Genomic DNA, 17922 nt, shown 5'->3' on the forward strand with positions numbered 1-17922 from the left:
CTCTAAATAATTCAAGGTGCAACTAGGCGACCAGTGAGCGAGACGCTAGGAGCATACATTAGTATGTGACTGGCGCGAGTGAACGCAGTCACTTATACCTCAACGAACAGTGTTGTAACTTGAAGTCCGCCCAACACATACTCTAAATAATTCAAGGTGCAACTAGGCGACCAGTGAGCGAGACGCTAGGAGCATACATTAGTATGTGACTGGCGCGAGTGAACGCAGTCACTTATACCTCAACGAACAGTGTTGTAACTTGAAGTCTCTCCCCTACACATACTCTAAATAATTCGAGGTGCAACTAGGCGACCAGCGAGCGAGACGCTAGGAGCATACATCAGTATGTGACTGGCGCGAGTGAACGCAGTCAACAACGTTGCAACTTGAAGTATGACGAGTATGTCAGTCAAATGTAGCTATAAGCCAAGCAGATCCCCTATACTCGCCGGCAACCGCGTTGCTGCCATGAAGATGACTGCGGATTTTTATTGTTCTTACATTTTGAATTTGCACTTTGAAATCTTTACCTGATTGCCCTGTCACATCATCAAGTAGCTCTAATTCACTGTAGATTTTGTTATTACTATCAAGGCTATTGGTCATGGGCAAGCGCTGTTTTGGATCATCATCAGTGGTGTAATCTAAACGTAGTCTCACTGATGTTGATTCCGCAAATTTACAGTTATAAGTGACATTTTCCGTGACTGTGCTGTCATAGTTAATGGTATTTAATGCCCCATGCCGCAGATTAAGTGTACTCGGTAACCCTGTACTGGTTGTGGTTGTACAGAGCTCAGCGATATTCAATTGCGAAGCTGAGATTCTGATGGGTACCGTCGACTCACCAATTGACCAAGTCGTATCAAGTGGAGCACTGTTTTCGCCCGTAAAAGCACGTACATAACTCGCTAAATCCATTGCTGGAATGATAATTTGCCCATCAATAATCCTATTTCGAACATAAAAGGTGATGGTAATTTGTCGTGGGGTATAAAACGATGACGCATTTACCGTATCCCCAGGTTTCGCATTTGAGCAAGCCTGAGAATCTGATAACAATCGCCAAATATCAATAAAACTACTTTCAATAGTCATATACACATTGGTATTAATATCATAGAGTTTTTTACCATTAATATTTGCGCCAGTTTCAGGTGCATAAACAAATAAACGGTGATATGCATTTGTACCAAGTTGCGTATTAGTCTTATCTCCCCATTCGCGCCCAATGCAGTTAACTCTCCCTCTTACACTGACAATAGAGTTATCATTAACCACTGATATTGGATTACCAACTTGGTAGTATTCTCTGCCATCACTGCCATAAATTGGAGTTTGCGCTACAGTACTGCTGTTAGTTAACCTTAAATAATAGCCATCACTTGGATTTATTATCTTTGCCGCATAGTCTGCTTGAGCATAAAAACTATAAGATATCAGGCCACTACAAATATAGAACAATGATAACCTTTGACGGCTCATCATTATTGCTCGCCAAATTAAACTAAAAAAATTAAACATGGTGGGAAATCCTATTAATAATAAGTCACAGAAAAGGTTACTGCGGAGGTAAATTTCCCCACTTCCAATTTCTCTAGAGGTACTGCGCTCACTAACTTAGCTTGCAGATCAATACGATATTTTGTGTCTTCAACACGCGCTGGATAAATTTGTTGGGTCTTACCAATCTCTAATACACTATTACTATCACCCGTTGTTTCAGCGAATTCGATACCTAATCCATCGATACTGGTTGCTAAAATATTTTTTCCTTCATAGGGCAACGAATTGGTTCCTTTTGGATTCAAAGAAATCGCCAGTGTGCGATTAAAATTACACCCAGAGATATATAAGGAAAAATCTTGTGTCGCATCCACCGTATTAAGGGCTTCCGTTTTGAGTACACCAAAGTTTATTTTTAATGGGGAGCTATTGTCTTGGCTACGCAAATCACAAATCGGATCGACCATAGTTGCCGTTACATTAACTTCAATATCGGCTTGGCTAATTAAAGGAATAAGCACCAATAAACTGTAACAATAGTGGCGTATTTGATTATTAAGTTTCATTACTCATACTCCACAGCAAAAGTCACCGTACCAACAAAATCGCCTACCTTCGCATCCGCTGTTGCTGGTTTACGCACAAAAACACCGAAATCAAATTGCTGCATATTATTAACAACAGAAACCACCCCAAGTGATATTGGTTTGTTTAATTCAATGATTTTATCGTCCTTATCAACAAGGCCTAATAAAATGCCACTATCTCCCTTAGTTGCTATATAGTTCTCATCTCCAATATTAACTAACTGATTACTTTGCCAAGTTAATTTAATGCTCTTCTGTAAATCTGTTTCACTACATTTATTAATCGCAATGGAAAAAGGAGTTATTGCACTTTTTTCATTTTCATTTATAAATTGCCAGCGCAAGTTATAAAGGGTAATTTTTTGCTTTAATGAATCAGGTGCAACTTGGCATGCAGTGCTTACTAGTTCCCCATTAAACTCAACATCTAAGCTATTTGATGCCAATGTTATTGGGCTTATTACTAGCAACGGCAGCAATAATATGAAATTAGAAACAACTTTATTATTCATATCCTACCTCAAGCCTAAGTAATCGATATTTATTTGCTGCCCATGGAATACGGATCTTATTATTACCATCAATGAGTTGCAGAAAATGAAGAGGAAAAAAATGACCTCGTTGTATGTCATAAAATTGCACAGTAGCTGGTGTGGTACTTACACCTACAAACTCAGCCCCAGCACCACACTTGGTCAACAAAATATGTTCGACGCCTTGCCAAGACCAATTACAGGGAGAATTAAAGACAATTGCATTCACCTGTATCTGCCCTGAATGTATCGATTCATAATCCATTTGATTAACGGGGGTATTAGCAACTGGTGTCGCTGCAATGGTATATTGACTAGCCAATATGCATAACAACCACCATATCGATTTCTTTTTCATTTCACTGCCCTCTCATGACTTGGATATAAACTATTTTTCACCAGTCACAGAACAAGTATCCCCTTGGCAATTAAATACCAATGTTGGTTTTCCACCATAATCATTGATATAAGTGAGATAAGGTGTCGCCAATGCCGCAGAAGAAAGCTCATGAGTCGATTTAGGGGGCAACATTACCACATCAAATGCACTCTTCTCTGACTGTGATTTACTACCACCAAAACCAATAACCGTTAAATTAAACGGGGTCGTATTATTCAATCGATAGCCTTTAGCTGTTTTAGTTAGAGTGACTTTATGAGCCCATTTAGTTTCTGATTCAGGCAAAATACTGCTTGGGCGATAGAACAATTTCACCCGCGATTGCAAAGCAATTTGTAATGTATTTCCTTCATTAGATTTAGGTGGGACTTCACGTAAATTGAAATAAAACACCGATTCTCTATCTTGAGGTAATTTACTGACTTCTGGGGTCACACTTAAACGCACAAGGCTATTACTATTAGGCTCAATACGTTGTAAAGGAGGCGTTGCTAATATCGCTCCCTTAGTTAATTTATTACCTTGTAGATCTTCAATCCAGCTTTGTGCTAAATAAGCTTCTTCAGGATTATCATTAGAAATAGTCACATTAATAGAAGGTTTAGAACCTGGAAAAATAATTCGTGTTCTATCGAGTGTCACGGCACTATATGCATTCGAACTCATAAATAACATGGTATAAATAACAGCAGTTATTAGACCATTACGTAAACTTAAAATATTTAATTTCATAAAATCTAATCTCATCAATATTAATTAACGCTTAATATACTTTTAAATGACATGGACTCAGCTAAGGCTGAATAGTCGCTATTACATCATCATTAATTGTTGAACATGGCAGCAATAACATGCTACTTGAGGTATCTAAATTTGCGGGAAGATGTAATCCACATTGCGGTTTACCTCCCCAATAAACAGAAAGTGTTTCCTGCGGTGAAATGCCGACTAACCAAGTCACGCCATCTTCACCAACAATGCCTAATTCGCGGTTATCAGCATTGCGTACACTCGCACCAAAAGGCGGATTTTTACCGTTACTCAACGCTAAAATGGCAAATAATTTTTCACCTTTCATAACAGATAAGCTACGGTATCCAATTGCCCCTTTCGTTAAAGTGACATCGGTCGTTGAATCTAAAGTGTCTAAATTATCGGGTAATTGACTCGTATTAATCGACGCAACAGACTTGCGGTAGCTATTGATATTAGGAAGTACCGCCAAACCAAATCGATTGGTTTTAATAACACCATTATCAAGTGGTACATCACCAATCCCAGAAGTATCAATCATCAGACGTGTGTCACCATTTGCACTTCGGTGCATCGCAACACCGTGTGCTGTCGCAGTGAATCCACTATTAATCGAACCACCAATACTGCGATACTGCTGCGGAACGTAGCTGGCATTAACAGAAACATTGGCCTGAGAAAGATCGCGTGAATAGTAGCCACTAACACTCGATTCACTGTCTCGGTTTTGTCCGTGATTGTAACCAACATTGACGCTATAACTGTCATTGTCGCCGTAGCCGCTATAACCAATATTGTGGTTATATTGACTACTCCCTCCTGAACGTGAATACGACTCAGAGAATGTCACGCTATGACCACTATAAAATGGCACGGTTAAATAGAGGTTGATGGAATCATCTTTATAACCCTTATCGCGCTCCGTACGAGTTGCCGACAACGATAATGTGGCATTTTGTTGTGACAAACCTGGGATACTAATATTAGTACTTGCATATAAGCCATATTGTGTTTGTGGTTTGTCCTGCCAATAAGTACTGTATTGATAATTCAATGAAAGATTAAAATCATCAAAATACTTATTAAGATAAATTTGATAGTTTTCTTTTGCTGTCCGTGGCTGATATCCCGTTCGCTCCTGCTCCATAAATTGGCTTAACGTACGATAGTTTCGATCTGCAAAGCGATATCCAGCAAAAGTAATATCAGTACGGATCTCATCAAATGATTTAGCATAATTCAGTCTATATGAACGACCTTGTAATGTTTCATGTGTTAAATGAGCAATAGATTGAGTGATATCTACAGAAAGTGCACCAAAAGCAAATAGATCACGACCAATACCCAATGCAGCAGTTTGGTAATCACCATTTAATTGTGAGCCACCATATAATGACCATTCGTTAGATATGCCATAAGAAATCTCGCCACCAACAACGGGGTCACCTGTAAGATCATGACTGTTATAACGTGTTTTACCCGCCACTAATTTATAAGTAAATCGGCCTGGGCGTGTTAAGTAAGGCAGTGACGCTGTATTGATGCTAAATTTTTTCTCTTCGCCATTTTCTTCACGGACGGTGACATCTAATACTCCACGTACTCCACTATCCAATGTCTGAATACGAAAAGGGCCAGCAGGAACTGTCGTTTCTAAAAGCACACGATCTTTACTGCGAACTGTCACGGTCGCATTAGTATTGGCAATACCAACAATTTCAGGTGCATAGCCCACTAATTTAGGCGGGAGCATACGATCATCACTTTCTAATGAGATCCCACTGTATTGCCATGATTCAAATACATCTGAATAAAAATAATTTTCACCAATCGTTAAAATCGAAGCAAGATTCTTGAGGGAAGTGAACGCATATAGCCGACTAAAATCAAACTGATGTGTTTCTTGTGTGTTGTTGCCACCATTCTGTTTTTGATAAGAAGTGTTAAAGTCGCCACGCAAACGCCAAGCACCAAAATTTAGCCCTGTTGTACCATTAGCAGATAAATAAACACGCTTATCACCGCTATTTTCTTCGGTCGCAGAGGCATTGGCATTGTAATCAAAAAATGCACCATTAATCCCTTCTTCCCACAATGCGGGAGGCACCCAATAAGGATCACGGTATTCCATCCACGCTTGAGGAATAACGACTTTAAGAGATAGTGTCGATAGTTCAATAGTCAGCTGAGTGCCTGTCAATGCAGTAAAATCCAGACATTGATTATCATGAAAAAATGTCACTTTTTCTTTCGCTTCAGACGTCAAGCCAAACAAATCAAGCATATCCGTTGGTATACAAACAGCTTGTAGTAAATTTTGTTCATGATGGTTTTGTTCAAGAACTTCGATCTCTCGTGCCATACCTAAACGTTGGCCATTAACAAAAACGGTTAAAAAATAGTGACCAGGGGGTACATACCCAGCAATGGCAAATTGACTCATATCAACGTTCTCAATATCTTCCGCATCTAATACATCCGTATTAAATTCAGTCGCATACGCTGTACATGTCGTAATACTAAATGCCCATAAAATGGCTTGCCTGAGTTTGCTAAGTTTGAACATCATGCCTGTACCATCCCAAACGCTACAAAAATGCCCTTTCAATGCTGAGCGCATTGCGGCTACTTTTATTTGTTTTTATTGATAATCGATAAAAAAACGAACCAGTCCTTGATAGCTTCCTGCTTGGATGGGTTCACCAGTCAGTTCTAACTGCAAGAAGTAACGTAAAAAAAGTGTTTGCTCTAATTTATCTTGCCGTAACACACTGTCATACAAAGGATAATTTTGACCTGGAGTTAGTACTTGCTTACTATCGTCCAACACCGAAACGCCTAACCCTTGTGATGGACCATGTAAAACAAACGCATTGACATTTGTTGCGCTCTGCCCATCAAACTTTATTGACCATGCCTTACTGTCAATGAGGGAATAAAGACTCCCACAATCACGTAACTCAATGTCAAATGGCTGAGAGTGTTGCTCTCGAAAATTTTTCGACGATAATGCGGTTAATGTTAATGACGAAAAATCCACTGTTTGATAGCGATCTTTCATTACAATTGAACACGGTGTTGAAATAACACTTCCGACAAGTTGAGCGTTCCCTTCATGACGCATACCATTTTCATTTGCGCCATAAGTAATAGAAGCTCCACCATGAAAGACGAAAAAACCGCTAATTAACTGAAGAATAAAGCACTGACAACTGCTCATTATTTTCTCTTTTATGCGATTAAAGAACCGCCAGAAAATACTGGCGGCAATGCAATGTACTGATACTTACTCGTAAGTAATACGGAAGTTTGAAATAGCGCTGAATTTACCTTCAACAATATCTTTAGACGCATCAACAGCTTTAGCTAATGCTTTAAAAGTCAATGTAATGTCACCTTGTGTATTGCCATTTGGTAATACATTTTTAGCCTTACCAAATTCAAAACCATCGATAGCAATACCTAAGTTATTTGTATTACCAACAGAAGTTGTAAGTAGTGTATTTTTATCATCTGCATAATTTTGACCAGTGAATACCAATTGCATTGATTTCACAGCAACAGGTTTATTTTCATCATCTTTATCAAAATTATTAAAATCGCAGCCAACAAACTTAATATCGAAATCGGCTTCAGCGACATTACCGCCTTCTAACGCTTTACGAGAAAGCTGTCCAAAATCGACAGTTTGTTTTAGCGATGATTGCTCAATATTACATGGGGTATTCACTACTGAACCAACAAACTCAACAGAGCCTGTATTATCGGCCATTGAATTAAATGACACTACAGATGCAAAAAATGCAGAAGCAATCGCTAATTTAGAACATTTCATATTATTTCCTTAGGATAAAAGTAATTTGAAATAATACATAACGTATATCTACGCCATGCTAATTTCAGATTTATTGACTAAATAATTCTCAATTAAATCATCCTTAATTTATTAAATTCCATTTAATAGTTAACACATAACCGATGGCTATGGATATAAAACCCAACCATATTATAAAATAGTAAAACTCACTCAAACATCTTTAACTTATAAACTTCATCCGCATGATTTGCTATTACTGAAAAGAAGAAATCCACCCAGTTTTTATCTAAAGTCTTAAGCATAAGATCTAATAACTCAATACTTATACTCGTTTCACCACGTTCATAACGTGATATTTGCTGCTGACTAACATTTAATAACTTCCCTAATTCCAAACCAGTTAATGACTTATTTATCCGAGATTTCCTTAGGAATAAACCAATATCTATCCTTAATGAATTCTTACTCTTCATAATATTAAAACCAATGATTGACAGTTTGAAACCCACATAACTAATCATATTATATTAATAAGGCATGAAGTCCCCTTATCAAATAAAAATAACAAGTGTCTGAATCAAATTTGATTTGAAATATAGGGTGATAAAATCATACTGTAAATACATTTAAAACAATCAAATCACTAGTTATTAATAAGTTAAACCTATCAAAAACGCCTTTTTACTCACCAGAGGAGCAAGAACAACCTATATAATGATAAAACTATCAATAAATTATAAAAATCAACTCAAATAAGCAATATTGAAAATACTATTTAGGCCAGTTAAATATTTACTGGTTTAGATAGTAGCACCGCTATCCATTACTAATTTGTTACAATTCAAATCATTTTGAAAAAATAATTCTAAAAAAAAACTATGAGAAATACTTTTAAAATTAGTAAAAATATAATTTATATACCCGATATAAACTCATATCTTTATATATAGCCAAAAGTAACATTATAACTTTTTTTGACTAGTTGAGTTTTAAAAGTATAAAGAGTAGAAGTTCAAGTCATCAAAAATGATTATCAAGAAGGAAAGAACCGTAAATAGTAAAATTTTTATTTTAGACATTCCTTTTTCAAGGAAAAATACTTTTCATAACAACCATCAGAAATAAACATTTAGAAACACTAACAATTAACTTTGTAACAAAAAAAGTATTGAAGATAAACAAATAACATGAATTTAAATTTCAAAATAGTTAATCACGGTAGTTATAAATTTATAAAAAGCTTCATTTACCTTTAATTACGGAAAAAACATCATATATTATAAAGACAATTTACGCACAATAAGAGTTAAAATAGATTTAAAATCTATATTTTTTGCATATGTAGAATATTTTTCTATAATTACAACTTTTGTAATTATATACTTTCGTTTTAAAAAAATCCCTCTTAAAATTACTCCACTGAGTTGTATTTTGAATATTGTTTGCGCATTTCTTACCTTAATATTAACTAAAGCTATAGAGCAAAGTTTAGATATAGCTATAAGTATAAAAAAACTGCTTAGCCCACAAGGAGTGTCAGAAAAAGAAGTGATTATGCAATAATTAAGTTCCCCTCGTTATTAGGAAAGATAAAACTTGAAGATATAAACATTATAGCGCTAAAAATGATTATTGTTTATTGATTTTTATACACTACGAACCAATCTATTTATTGGCAGTAAATAGTGTCAATTAGCTATAGACATTCTGTCATAGAATGGAAGCACTGACATCAATTTTATAGCCTGTAATTCTATTTTTATGCATATAAGTTTATAAATTATGCAATAGATTGAGTTTGTTAATCACACCCAAAAAGAGTAAAATAGTACTATGAAGAATGGGTATTTAAAGGCAAAAAATGATTTACACAATTAATAGCCAATTAAAATATAATTCTGAGGATGGTAGCATCTATGGTTTAGATAATCTTTCTGAGCCTATTGCAACATTAACACCTGTGCTAAATAGAATTTTAAAAGTTCTAATAGAGAATAAGTCACAAGTTATGCCTAGAGATAGGATACTAGAATTGGTATGGGATAAACATGGGTTAGTGAGTTCATCAAACACCCTAAACCAATACATAAGTATGTTAAGAAAACTGTTCTCTCAGTACCTTAATGTTGATAATGCAATTTTAACGATCCCTAAAAAAGGAATGATGCTGTCATCTGAGCTTTTAATAGAGAAAGAAGAATCAAAAACCTCAGATAAGATATTAGAAGAAAGCACAAAGCATACCGCTAAACCTAGCCACACCATAGATCGTAAAAAAATCAGTGTGTATGCCTTATGTTGTATTTTAATTTTTATTTGTATTTCCATGGGGTTATACATAGTCATACAAAAAAATTCATTTCAATCTATTGGTTTTTATCAGCTCAGTAAAATAAATACATGCCCAGTTTATGCATTCAAGGAGTACAGTGATAAGGCACAAGTAATCAGTACGATTAAAAGGCAAGTCGCTAGATTTAATATTACTTGTAAAAATGGTGATTACTTTTATTACTATGACAACAATGAAAGTACCGATTATATTAAACATGACTTCCTTGCAAAATGTAATGATAACACTTGTGTTACAACGAGGTTTAATTTTTGAGGTTAATATGAAAGCAAAATTATTTTTACTAGTACTATTGCTTGTATGTTTACCAATATTATCCTACTACTTTTTATTTTATCCAAAAACTATTTATTGTAATGCCAAAATAGACTCTGAGTTTGTTAATTCCGCTGACTCATATCAATTAGACTATAGAATAGTCTATAAAAAAAATAAAACAGGCTATTTCCGTATTACAGGCTATGTACATGATGAGAAAAAGAGCGCCATATACAGGGTGATGAATTTCAAAGTATTAGAAAAAAATAATGACTTGCTAACATTAAAGATAACATCCATCAGAAAATCACCACAAGATAACATCTCTGATGAATTATTTAACAAATATTTTAAAGTTGTATCTGATGATACCATCATGTATTTAAATATCAGCTCACTAAAAGATGGGGACTATCTCATTTCAGGTACATTAGGACCATACTTTATCTGTAAGTCAGAGTAGTGACTTAACATATTTGAGCGAATGAAAAGCTCTACTATATTACAATTTTATCTCATAAATTTAGATATTTGCTAGAATAGGAGTAATTATGGACATCACTAAAGCATTAAACGAAAATCCACAAAAAACATCACTAGCAGTTGGAAAAATACTAAAAAACGCAAGAAAATCAAAAAAATATACAGGAATAGAACTCGGTAAAAAAATTAACATCTCACAACAACAAATTTCCAGTTATGAACGAGGTGTTAATAATATTAGCTTAAAGTTGCTATTCACTATACTGATAGAATTAGATTTAAATCTTAATGATTTTATTTTCATGTTGAATAAAGAGCTTAATAGAGATAATGGATACTATCATTATTAAATTAGGCCATAAAACTTAACAAAAATAGTAATGAAAATCATTACTAAACACCTATACTTTCAAAAAATAACGCAATATCAATCGTTATTTATGCTTTACTATTAAATTTTTATATCGATAAGCAATGGCAGCCATAGTCAAAATAGCATATAAAATAGGCTCTGGCGTCATTGTTTTCATCGATAAAATATAGTGAAATATAATCATTAATAATGTTGGATAAAGCAAATAATGGATCCTTTTCCACCACATACCTAATCGTGTTCGAATAAAGTCAAATGAGCTTATCGCCATTAAAAATAAGCTCAGCCAACATACAGCACCTATTACTAAATATAAATGTGAAAAAACTTCAGAGAAAAATAATGACAGATTATTCCAGCCAATCTCTAGTAATAAATAACTGCATAAATGCAATAGAGCCCAAACAAAACACCATAATCCAAGTAATTTACGCGTCTGAAAAAGCGTATTAAATCGCAAAAAATGAGCCAATATTGGGATCAGTGCAACCGTAATCAATAAGCGCAATGCAATGAGCCCTGTAAAATGTTGAATATCTTTCGTAGGTTCAGCTCCTAAAGCCTGACTATTTATTGCATAAACCAACCATAGTAAAGGCAATAACGCCGCAGTATGAGCAATAACTTTAGTGATCAAAACAGCTGCACGATTTTCTGTCAGCATTAAAAATATCTCCGTAGATCCATCCCTTTATAGAGATCAGCGACCTGCTCACCATACCCATTGAACAATAATGTTGGCTGCCGATTTACTTGTCCAAAGCCACCTGAACCAATAAAACGTTCAGTTGCTTGAGACCAACGTGGGTGGTTTACCTGTGGATTTACATTTGCATAAAATCCATATTCACTTGGTGCAGAAAGATTCCATGTTGTTGGCGGAATATCGCTAGTTAAACGAATTTTTACAATTGATTTAATACCTTTGAATCCATATTTCCATGGCACAACCAGACGAATAGGAGCACCATTTTGATTTGGTAATGATTTTCCATACACTCCAGTTGCTAATAATGTCAGTGGATTCATCGCCTCATCAATGCGTAAGCCTTCAACATAAGGGTAATCTAATCCACCGCCAATAAAACGACTTTTTTGACCGGGCATTTCTTCAGGTGCATAACGTGTTTCAAACGCAACATACTTCGCATGACTTGTTGGCTCAGCAAGTGCTAATAACTTCGCTAATGGAAAACCAACCCAAGGGATCACCATCGACCAAGCCTCAACACAACGCATACGGTAAATACGTTCTTCTAAAGTGAATTTATTTTGAATATCATCTAGATTTAACGTCATTGGTCGGTTCACTTCTCCTTCAACAGTCACCGTCCATTCATCTGTTTTCATCGTATGTGCATATTCAGCAGGATCTGATTTATTCAATCCAAACTCATAGAAATTATTATAACCAGTCACTTTATCTTCTGGTGTCAATATCAAGGATGATTGATATTCTTCAGGTTGAATAAATGTTAAGACCTTTCTATCTACCTGCGGAACCGTAGATTTATCATCACTAAACCATGAAAATAAATCCGCTTTAACTGCGGATGATAATGCAATTCCCGACACTCCAACCCCTAACAATTGAAGTAGTTTTCTACGTTTCATAAAAAATACAGATTCAGGGGTAATTTGTGACGAAGAAATTTTATCTCGTTTTTTCATGGTGCTCTCCATTACTCAAAAACATGGGCCGTGGTTTAAAAAGAAAACATGTTCTTTCTATATCATGCCTGTTATACCTGAAGAAAAAGAGAAAACACTGACATTAAGATGACAAATTTGTCATCTTAATCATTATCATAAGGAAAATTCAAAATGAGCGTACTTTGCCCTGCCTGATGCCTAAAAGCGACGCAACCACCATGCAACTCAATAATCGCTTTAACAATTGATAGCCCTAACCCGCTACCTTCAGAAGTTCGTGAATTATCTCCTCGCCAAAAACGTGTAAAAATTTCTTCGCTATCTGGCAGCACTTCGCCATGATTCACAATACTAATAGATAGCGTATTGTGCTTTGCTGAGATATTAGTGATTACCTGAGTATGAGGCTGAGCATATTTAACTGCATTCGAAATGACATTTATTAATACTCGAACCAACAACACGCGATCTGCATTAAGACTTAGTTTTGATGGATGACATAACAAAACAATATTTTTTTCTTCAGCGTAAACAGAAAATAGCTCATAAACTTCATTAACCAGATCAAACAGCGGCAGTACTTCTCGTTTTAGTGCAATATTTCTATTTTCCGCACGAGCGATAAACAAAATACTTTGAATTATCTGTGCTAATTTATCTAACTCTTCAATATTACTGGCAATCACCGATTCATATTCACTAACACTGCGTGAGCGCTGAAGAACAATTTCATTTTGCACCCGAATAGCATTAATGGGTGTTCTAAGCTCATGAGCGAGATCATCAGCAAGCTGAGTTAACTTAACAAAATCTCCCTTCAATCTTGACCGCATAATGTTAAGTGATTCCCCGAGCTCTTTTAACTCCTTCGGAAGCTGTGCGATTTCGATTGAATGATTTAATGACTGAAGATCGGTATTGGCCGTTGTTTGACTAAGGAACTGTATATCACGTAGCCCTTTTTTAATTAACCAAAGACTTAATAGCCCCATTAAAATAATTGAGATCAATGAGATCACTAAACTTTGTGTCAAATACTTAGCTAACACACTATCACGATCCACTGATGCCTTAGCTAATACGATATTCAAACGACCTATCGGTGAATCAATATTAAAATTTACGGCGGAAATAGGGATCCCTGAAGATGTTCGCCAATGAGAAATATTATTTGAATCAAGAGTCTCTAACTGTACTAATTTTAGATGTCCTGAAGCCAACATATCAGCATTTGTCGCAACAATAATCTGATTTTCAGCATTTTTTATTTGGATAATGTCTTGTCTCATATCCATCATGCGCTGGAAATACATAGGTAGTGTTTTGATATCTATACCGCTTGCGATCAACTTTGCCAATTGATCTGTACGATTGATAAGTAAGTTATCATCTCGCTCGATCAATTCATTTTTCAAGGAATGATAAAGTACCCAAGTCACCAATCCTGCATTGACAATCATCAGTAAAATAAAAGAAAGAATGAGCTGAAAGCGGAGTGATTTTTTCTTCATACACTTGGCCTATTACATCGATATCCCATACCACGGATGGTTTCTATTAATTTAACGTCATAATCATCATCAATTTTTTTTCTTAATCGCCTGATAGCAACATCAATGATATTTGTATCGCTTTCAAAATCGATTCCCCATACCTCACTCGCAATCAGCGTTCTTGGTAATATTTCATCAGCATGCAAGACAAAGAAAAGTAGTAATGAATACTCTTGGCGAGTCAAAATAATCTTATTTCCTCCACGCTCAACATCATGGCGAGTAAGATCTATTTTTAAATCAGCTAATTCGATATGAGTCGAAGAATGTTGGTTAACTTTAAGTTGATTTTTAACCCTTGCTAATAATTCAGAAAAAGAAAAAGGTTTAACCAAATAATCATTAGCACCTAATTCAAGCCCTTTAACCCTGTCATCAACCGCATCCCTTGCCGTTAAACAAATTACAGGCACCGATTTAGAAGTACGTAATATTTTTAAAATATCCCAGCCATTCATCCCCGGTAGCATAATATCTAATATTACCAACTGATAATCGTTTTCGAGCGCAAAATAGAGGCCATCTCTGCCGTCTGATGCAATATCAACAACAAAACCCGCTTCTTCTAATCCTTTTTTAACCCAACTTTGGGTTTTAATATGATCTTCAATCAATAGTATCTTCATGCCACCCCCAAGTTACTGTGAACACTAATTTACCTGAAGAGCAAAAACGATACTAACAACTTATCCTAAATTAATTAGATTCCCATTGCGAAACATAAGATATCGCCACTATTTGTAAATAGCAGCAAATAGCTCAGATGACATGTAAACTACCGAATAAATAACTCAATAAGACAAAAGTCATGTGCTGTTTGAGAACCAATAACGTATTGCAATGACTTTCCATCATTTTCAACCAATGCAGTTTCAAATAGCGTTAATTGGCGCTGCTCACCATTAACATAAAGATCAAGTTGATCCGTAGTATTAAAAATAATTACCCGATCGGCATCACTTATCCATGAGGACATAGCTTGGGCATTGATCCACTGTAACCGAGCACAATATCTATCAGGATTATAAATTAGGTTAAAGTCACGAATTGGCTCATCAAGTAACTCCGCATAAACATCACTTTCACCATCAAAAGAAAAAAACTGTTTTTGATGCAGAGTAACAGGTGCTTTTTGATCAACATTTAATATTAGCCCAGCACCACCATCAAGAACACCTATGATCCGTTTTCTATTTGGAAAATACGAAAACGCGCCTGCTGATTTCACATCTGCAATAGAGATACGCCAATCGAAGTCAGAAAGCCCTGTACCATGACTACGAACAATTTCTAAAGTAAAACCTTGGCCATTTTTCCATGGCATTTTTTTATAATTTTCAACAGCTAATACTTGGATCATAGATACATCAACCTTGGTTTAATGGTGGTTATAACTATCTATCTATTTTTTGTTAAATAAGAAAATGAACGATATTCAACACTCTAACATAACTTATTAAAACAAAACGTAGCCTCTTATGGTAGATCAACGTGAGCGAAGCATGTTGAGTGTTTCCTTCTACAGGCTCTAACACAATCTAAATTCTTGCATACTCGTTATACTGCAAGTTGCGAGGGTATTGCTAGCCAAGTCACATAGTTTATCTATGCTCCCCCTATCTTCGCTTGTCGCCCACCTGCACCTCGAACTATTTTGAGTATATCTCAACCTATTATTGTGATCGAATTCATAACAAATTGTACATTTGCACAATTATATTCATTATTAGCGCATGAAAACTAGTCATCCTAACAATGCCTTACCAATAGCTGAATTATATAATTCTATTAAATAAAAAAGGCTCACCAGCATTCATTTTTATTAATTAATTGGGTGGTAATAAGAATGACAGTTAATATCGTATTTCTCGATCATGATACCTTCCCTGAAGGCATTAATATTAAGAAAACAAACAAAGAATATAACTTAAGTTTATATGGGAAAACACAAGATAGTGACGTTATTGAACGGGTAAAAGATGCAGATGTGATTATTACTAATAAAGTAAAAATCACCAAAGAAATTATTGAATCTGCAAAGCGATTAAAGTTTATTTCAGTAGCGGCAACGGGAACCGATATAATTGATATTGATGCCTGCAATGAGCATAACATTTTAGTTTCCAATATCAGAAATTATGCCGTCAATACCGTACCTGAACATACCTTTGCCCTAATCTTAGCCTTGCGTCGTAGCTTACTCGCCTACACGCAATCCGTCCAAAATGGCCGTTGGCAAGAGTCGGGACAATTTTGTTATTTTGACTATAAAATTAATAACTTAGCAGACTCAACTCTAGGTATCATTGGTGATGGCGTTTTAGGGAAAGCAGTGGCTGATATTGCAAAAGCCTTTGGTATGAAAGTGCTATTTTCTAGCTACAAAGGTACTAATAATATGGGGCCTTTATATACGCCATTTGAAGAGGTTATTGCAAACAGTGATATTATTTCGATTCATTGCCCATTATTAAAATCAACAAAAGATTTAATTAGCTTCCCCGAATTCGAAAAAATGAAACCCTCTTGTATTTTAATTAATACGGCTAGAGGTGGGATTGTTAATGAATCTGCATTATATAACGCACTTATCAACAATAAGATATTAGGGGCAGGATTTGATGTTTGTATTTCAGAACCACCGGAAAAAGATAGCGATATAATGAAAATGACTCAATTACCAAATTTCATTCTTACTCCACATATTTCATGGGCAAGTTTTGAAGCTATACAAACATTATCAGATATGATGATGGATAACATCGAAGCCTTTTTATCCGGTCATCCCAAGAATCTAGTTAATTAATTTACTCATTGATTTAAAAGAGGTCATCAATATGTTTTTAGGAAAAGAAATTCGTTTAAAAAGATTATTAAATAAAAAATCGGGTCGCCTTCTTGCTATTACTATGGATCATCCAATTACGCGCGGTGTATTACCTGGAATTGGCGATATTAAATCAGTGATGAAACAAGTTGTGGCAGGAGAGCCTGATGCCATTACCATGCATAAAGGCATTATTGAAAAAGTCTATCCTCCGTATGTTGCTTCTGATGTTTCTATCATCATGAAAGCGACTAGCTACTCAATTCCTTATCATGAAGCCTATGACACGCCAGTTGCGGATGTGGAAGAAGCCATTCGTTTAGGTGCAGATGCGATTTCAGTTGGTTGTATTATGGGTGGTCCAGAACAAGCACAACAACTCACATTCTTAGGCCAAGTATCTAAAGCCGCGGCTTCTGCGGGTCTACCTTTAGTTGCGCATATTTATCCAAAAGGCCCAATGATTGAAGACAGTTTTGATGCTAAAAACTTAGCCTATTGTGTCCGTGCAGGCGCAGAGCTAGGCGTTGATATTATCAAAACGCTATGGTCAGGCTCTCCTGAAACATTTAAATCTGTAGTTGATAGCTGCCCTGCAATGGTCGCTTTAGCAGGGGGTGATATGGGTAATGACCTCATAAGCTTTTTAACCAATACCCGTAAAGCACTCGATATTGGTGTGGGTGGTGTGACATACGGTCGCTTCGTATGGCAACACGAAAACCCAACAGCTGTGATTAAGGCTTTGAATGCACTTATTAATGATGATTGTTCAGTTGAGCAAGCTATCGCTGAATATAAGCAAGCAGGCGGAAAATAATCCACA

Annotated in this window: 19 protein-coding genes; 5 read left to right on the forward strand and 14 right to left on the reverse strand. The window is 35.7% G+C overall.

The genetic code is table 11. The annotated features are described in order from the left end of the window. Window positions 1–405 precede the first annotated feature (405 nt). From SC428_RS08190 to SC428_RS08230, 9 genes are all read right to left on the reverse strand, one after another. Window positions 406–1488: an adhesin gene (locus SC428_RS08190; protein ID WP_070925425.1), complete on the reverse strand. Its 1083-nt coding sequence runs from the start codon at window positions 1486–1488 to the stop codon at window positions 406–408. A gap of 50 nt (window positions 1489–1538) precedes the next feature. After that, window positions 1539–2072: a fimbrial protein gene (locus SC428_RS08195; RefSeq protein ID WP_283125947.1), complete on the reverse strand. Its 534-nt coding sequence runs from the start codon at window positions 2070–2072 to the stop codon at window positions 1539–1541. Continuing rightward, window positions 2072–2605, reverse strand: a complete 534-nt coding sequence (locus SC428_RS08200) for a fimbrial protein (RefSeq protein ID WP_070925342.1) — start codon at window positions 2603–2605, stop codon at window positions 2072–2074. Before SC428_RS08200 ends, SC428_RS08195 begins: the two co-directional genes overlap by 1 nt. Next, window positions 2598–2984, reverse strand: a complete 387-nt coding sequence (locus SC428_RS08205; RefSeq protein ID WP_070925341.1) for a hypothetical protein — start codon at window positions 2982–2984, stop codon at window positions 2598–2600. The genes SC428_RS08200 and SC428_RS08205 overlap by 8 nt, the downstream gene beginning before the upstream one ends. 30 nt (window positions 2985–3014) lie before the next feature. Further along, entirely contained in the window at window positions 3015–3701 is a 687-nt protein-coding gene (locus tag SC428_RS08210) for a molecular chaperone (protein ID WP_410003666.1), read from the reverse strand. A gap of 118 nt (window positions 3702–3819) precedes the next feature. Further along, window positions 3820–6348, reverse strand: coding sequence for a fimbria/pilus outer membrane usher protein (locus SC428_RS08215; RefSeq protein ID WP_318707235.1), 2529 nt, complete (start codon window positions 6346–6348; stop codon window positions 3820–3822). Window positions 6349–6420: 72 nt separating this feature from the next. Beyond that, window positions 6421–6999: a fimbrial protein gene (locus tag SC428_RS08220; protein WP_070925339.1), complete on the reverse strand. Its 579-nt coding sequence runs from the start codon at window positions 6997–6999 to the stop codon at window positions 6421–6423. A gap of 66 nt (window positions 7000–7065) precedes the next feature. Continuing rightward, window positions 7066–7614, reverse strand: coding sequence for a fimbrial protein (locus SC428_RS08225; protein WP_070925338.1), 549 nt, complete (start codon window positions 7612–7614; stop codon window positions 7066–7068). 188 nt (window positions 7615–7802) lie between these two features. Beyond that, the gene (locus SC428_RS08230) at window positions 7803–8069 is read right to left on the reverse strand and encodes a helix-turn-helix domain-containing protein (protein WP_070925423.1); all 267 of its coding nucleotides are present in this window, start codon (window positions 8067–8069) and stop codon (window positions 7803–7805) included. Window positions 8070–9457: 1388 nt separating this feature from the next. On the opposite strand from SC428_RS08230, the gene SC428_RS08235 reads away from it, so the two are divergent. From SC428_RS08235 to SC428_RS08245, 3 genes are all read left to right on the forward strand, one after another. Further along, on the forward strand, window positions 9458–10204 hold the full coding sequence (locus tag SC428_RS08235) for a winged helix-turn-helix domain-containing protein (RefSeq protein WP_140183063.1): 747 nt from the start codon (window positions 9458–9460) through the stop codon (window positions 10202–10204). Window positions 10205–10211: 7 nt separating this feature from the next. After that, window positions 10212–10670 carry a FidL-like protein gene (locus tag SC428_RS08240; protein WP_175442448.1) on the forward strand — a complete coding sequence of 153 codons (459 nt, stop codon included), beginning with the start codon at window positions 10212–10214 and terminating at the stop codon, window positions 10668–10670. 88 nt (window positions 10671–10758) lie between these two features. Next, window positions 10759–11040, forward strand: coding sequence for a helix-turn-helix domain-containing protein (locus SC428_RS08245; protein ID WP_070925335.1), 282 nt, complete (start codon window positions 10759–10761; stop codon window positions 11038–11040). A gap of 84 nt (window positions 11041–11124) precedes the next feature. Here SC428_RS08245 and SC428_RS08250 read toward each other — a convergent pair whose 3' ends face one another. The 5 genes from SC428_RS08250 to SC428_RS08270 all read right to left on the reverse strand — a co-directional run bounded on the left by SC428_RS08250 (window position 11125) and on the right by SC428_RS08270 (window position 15629). Continuing rightward, window positions 11125–11727: a sulfite oxidase heme-binding subunit YedZ gene (locus SC428_RS08250; RefSeq protein ID WP_140185902.1), complete on the reverse strand. Its 603-nt coding sequence runs from the start codon at window positions 11725–11727 to the stop codon at window positions 11125–11127. Next, window positions 11727–12734: a protein-methionine-sulfoxide reductase catalytic subunit MsrP gene (gene msrP / locus SC428_RS08255; protein ID WP_318706988.1), complete on the reverse strand. Its 1008-nt coding sequence runs from the start codon at window positions 12732–12734 to the stop codon at window positions 11727–11729. Before msrP ends, SC428_RS08250 begins: the two co-directional genes overlap by 1 nt. 125 nt (window positions 12735–12859) lie before the next feature. Continuing rightward, window positions 12860–14227, reverse strand: a complete 1368-nt coding sequence (locus SC428_RS08260; RefSeq protein ID WP_140185904.1) for a heavy metal sensor histidine kinase — start codon at window positions 14225–14227, stop codon at window positions 12860–12862. Beyond that, window positions 14224–14895: a heavy metal response regulator transcription factor gene (locus SC428_RS08265; protein ID WP_070925333.1), complete on the reverse strand. Its 672-nt coding sequence runs from the start codon at window positions 14893–14895 to the stop codon at window positions 14224–14226. The genes SC428_RS08260 and SC428_RS08265 overlap by 4 nt, the downstream gene beginning before the upstream one ends. Window positions 14896–15044: 149 nt before the next feature. Continuing rightward, complete coding sequence (locus SC428_RS08270) at window positions 15045–15629, reverse strand: HutD family protein (protein ID WP_318706991.1); 585 nt, start codon at window positions 15627–15629, stop codon at window positions 15045–15047. Between the two features lie 486 nt (window positions 15630–16115). On the opposite strand from SC428_RS08270, the gene SC428_RS08275 reads away from it, so the two are divergent. Both SC428_RS08275 and SC428_RS08280 read left to right on the forward strand, forming a co-directional pair. Further along, window positions 16116–17075: a D-2-hydroxyacid dehydrogenase gene (locus SC428_RS08275; protein WP_318706993.1), complete on the forward strand. Its 960-nt coding sequence runs from the start codon at window positions 16116–16118 to the stop codon at window positions 17073–17075. Between the two features lie 31 nt (window positions 17076–17106). Beyond that, window positions 17107–17916, forward strand: a complete 810-nt coding sequence (locus SC428_RS08280; protein WP_318706995.1) for a fructose-bisphosphate aldolase — start codon at window positions 17107–17109, stop codon at window positions 17914–17916. The last annotated feature ends 6 nt before the right edge of the window (window positions 17917–17922 follow it).

The organism is Providencia sp. 2023EL-00965, from assembly GCF_033550225.1.
Lineage (GTDB): Bacteria > Pseudomonadota > Gammaproteobacteria > Enterobacterales > Enterobacteriaceae > Providencia > Providencia manganoxydans.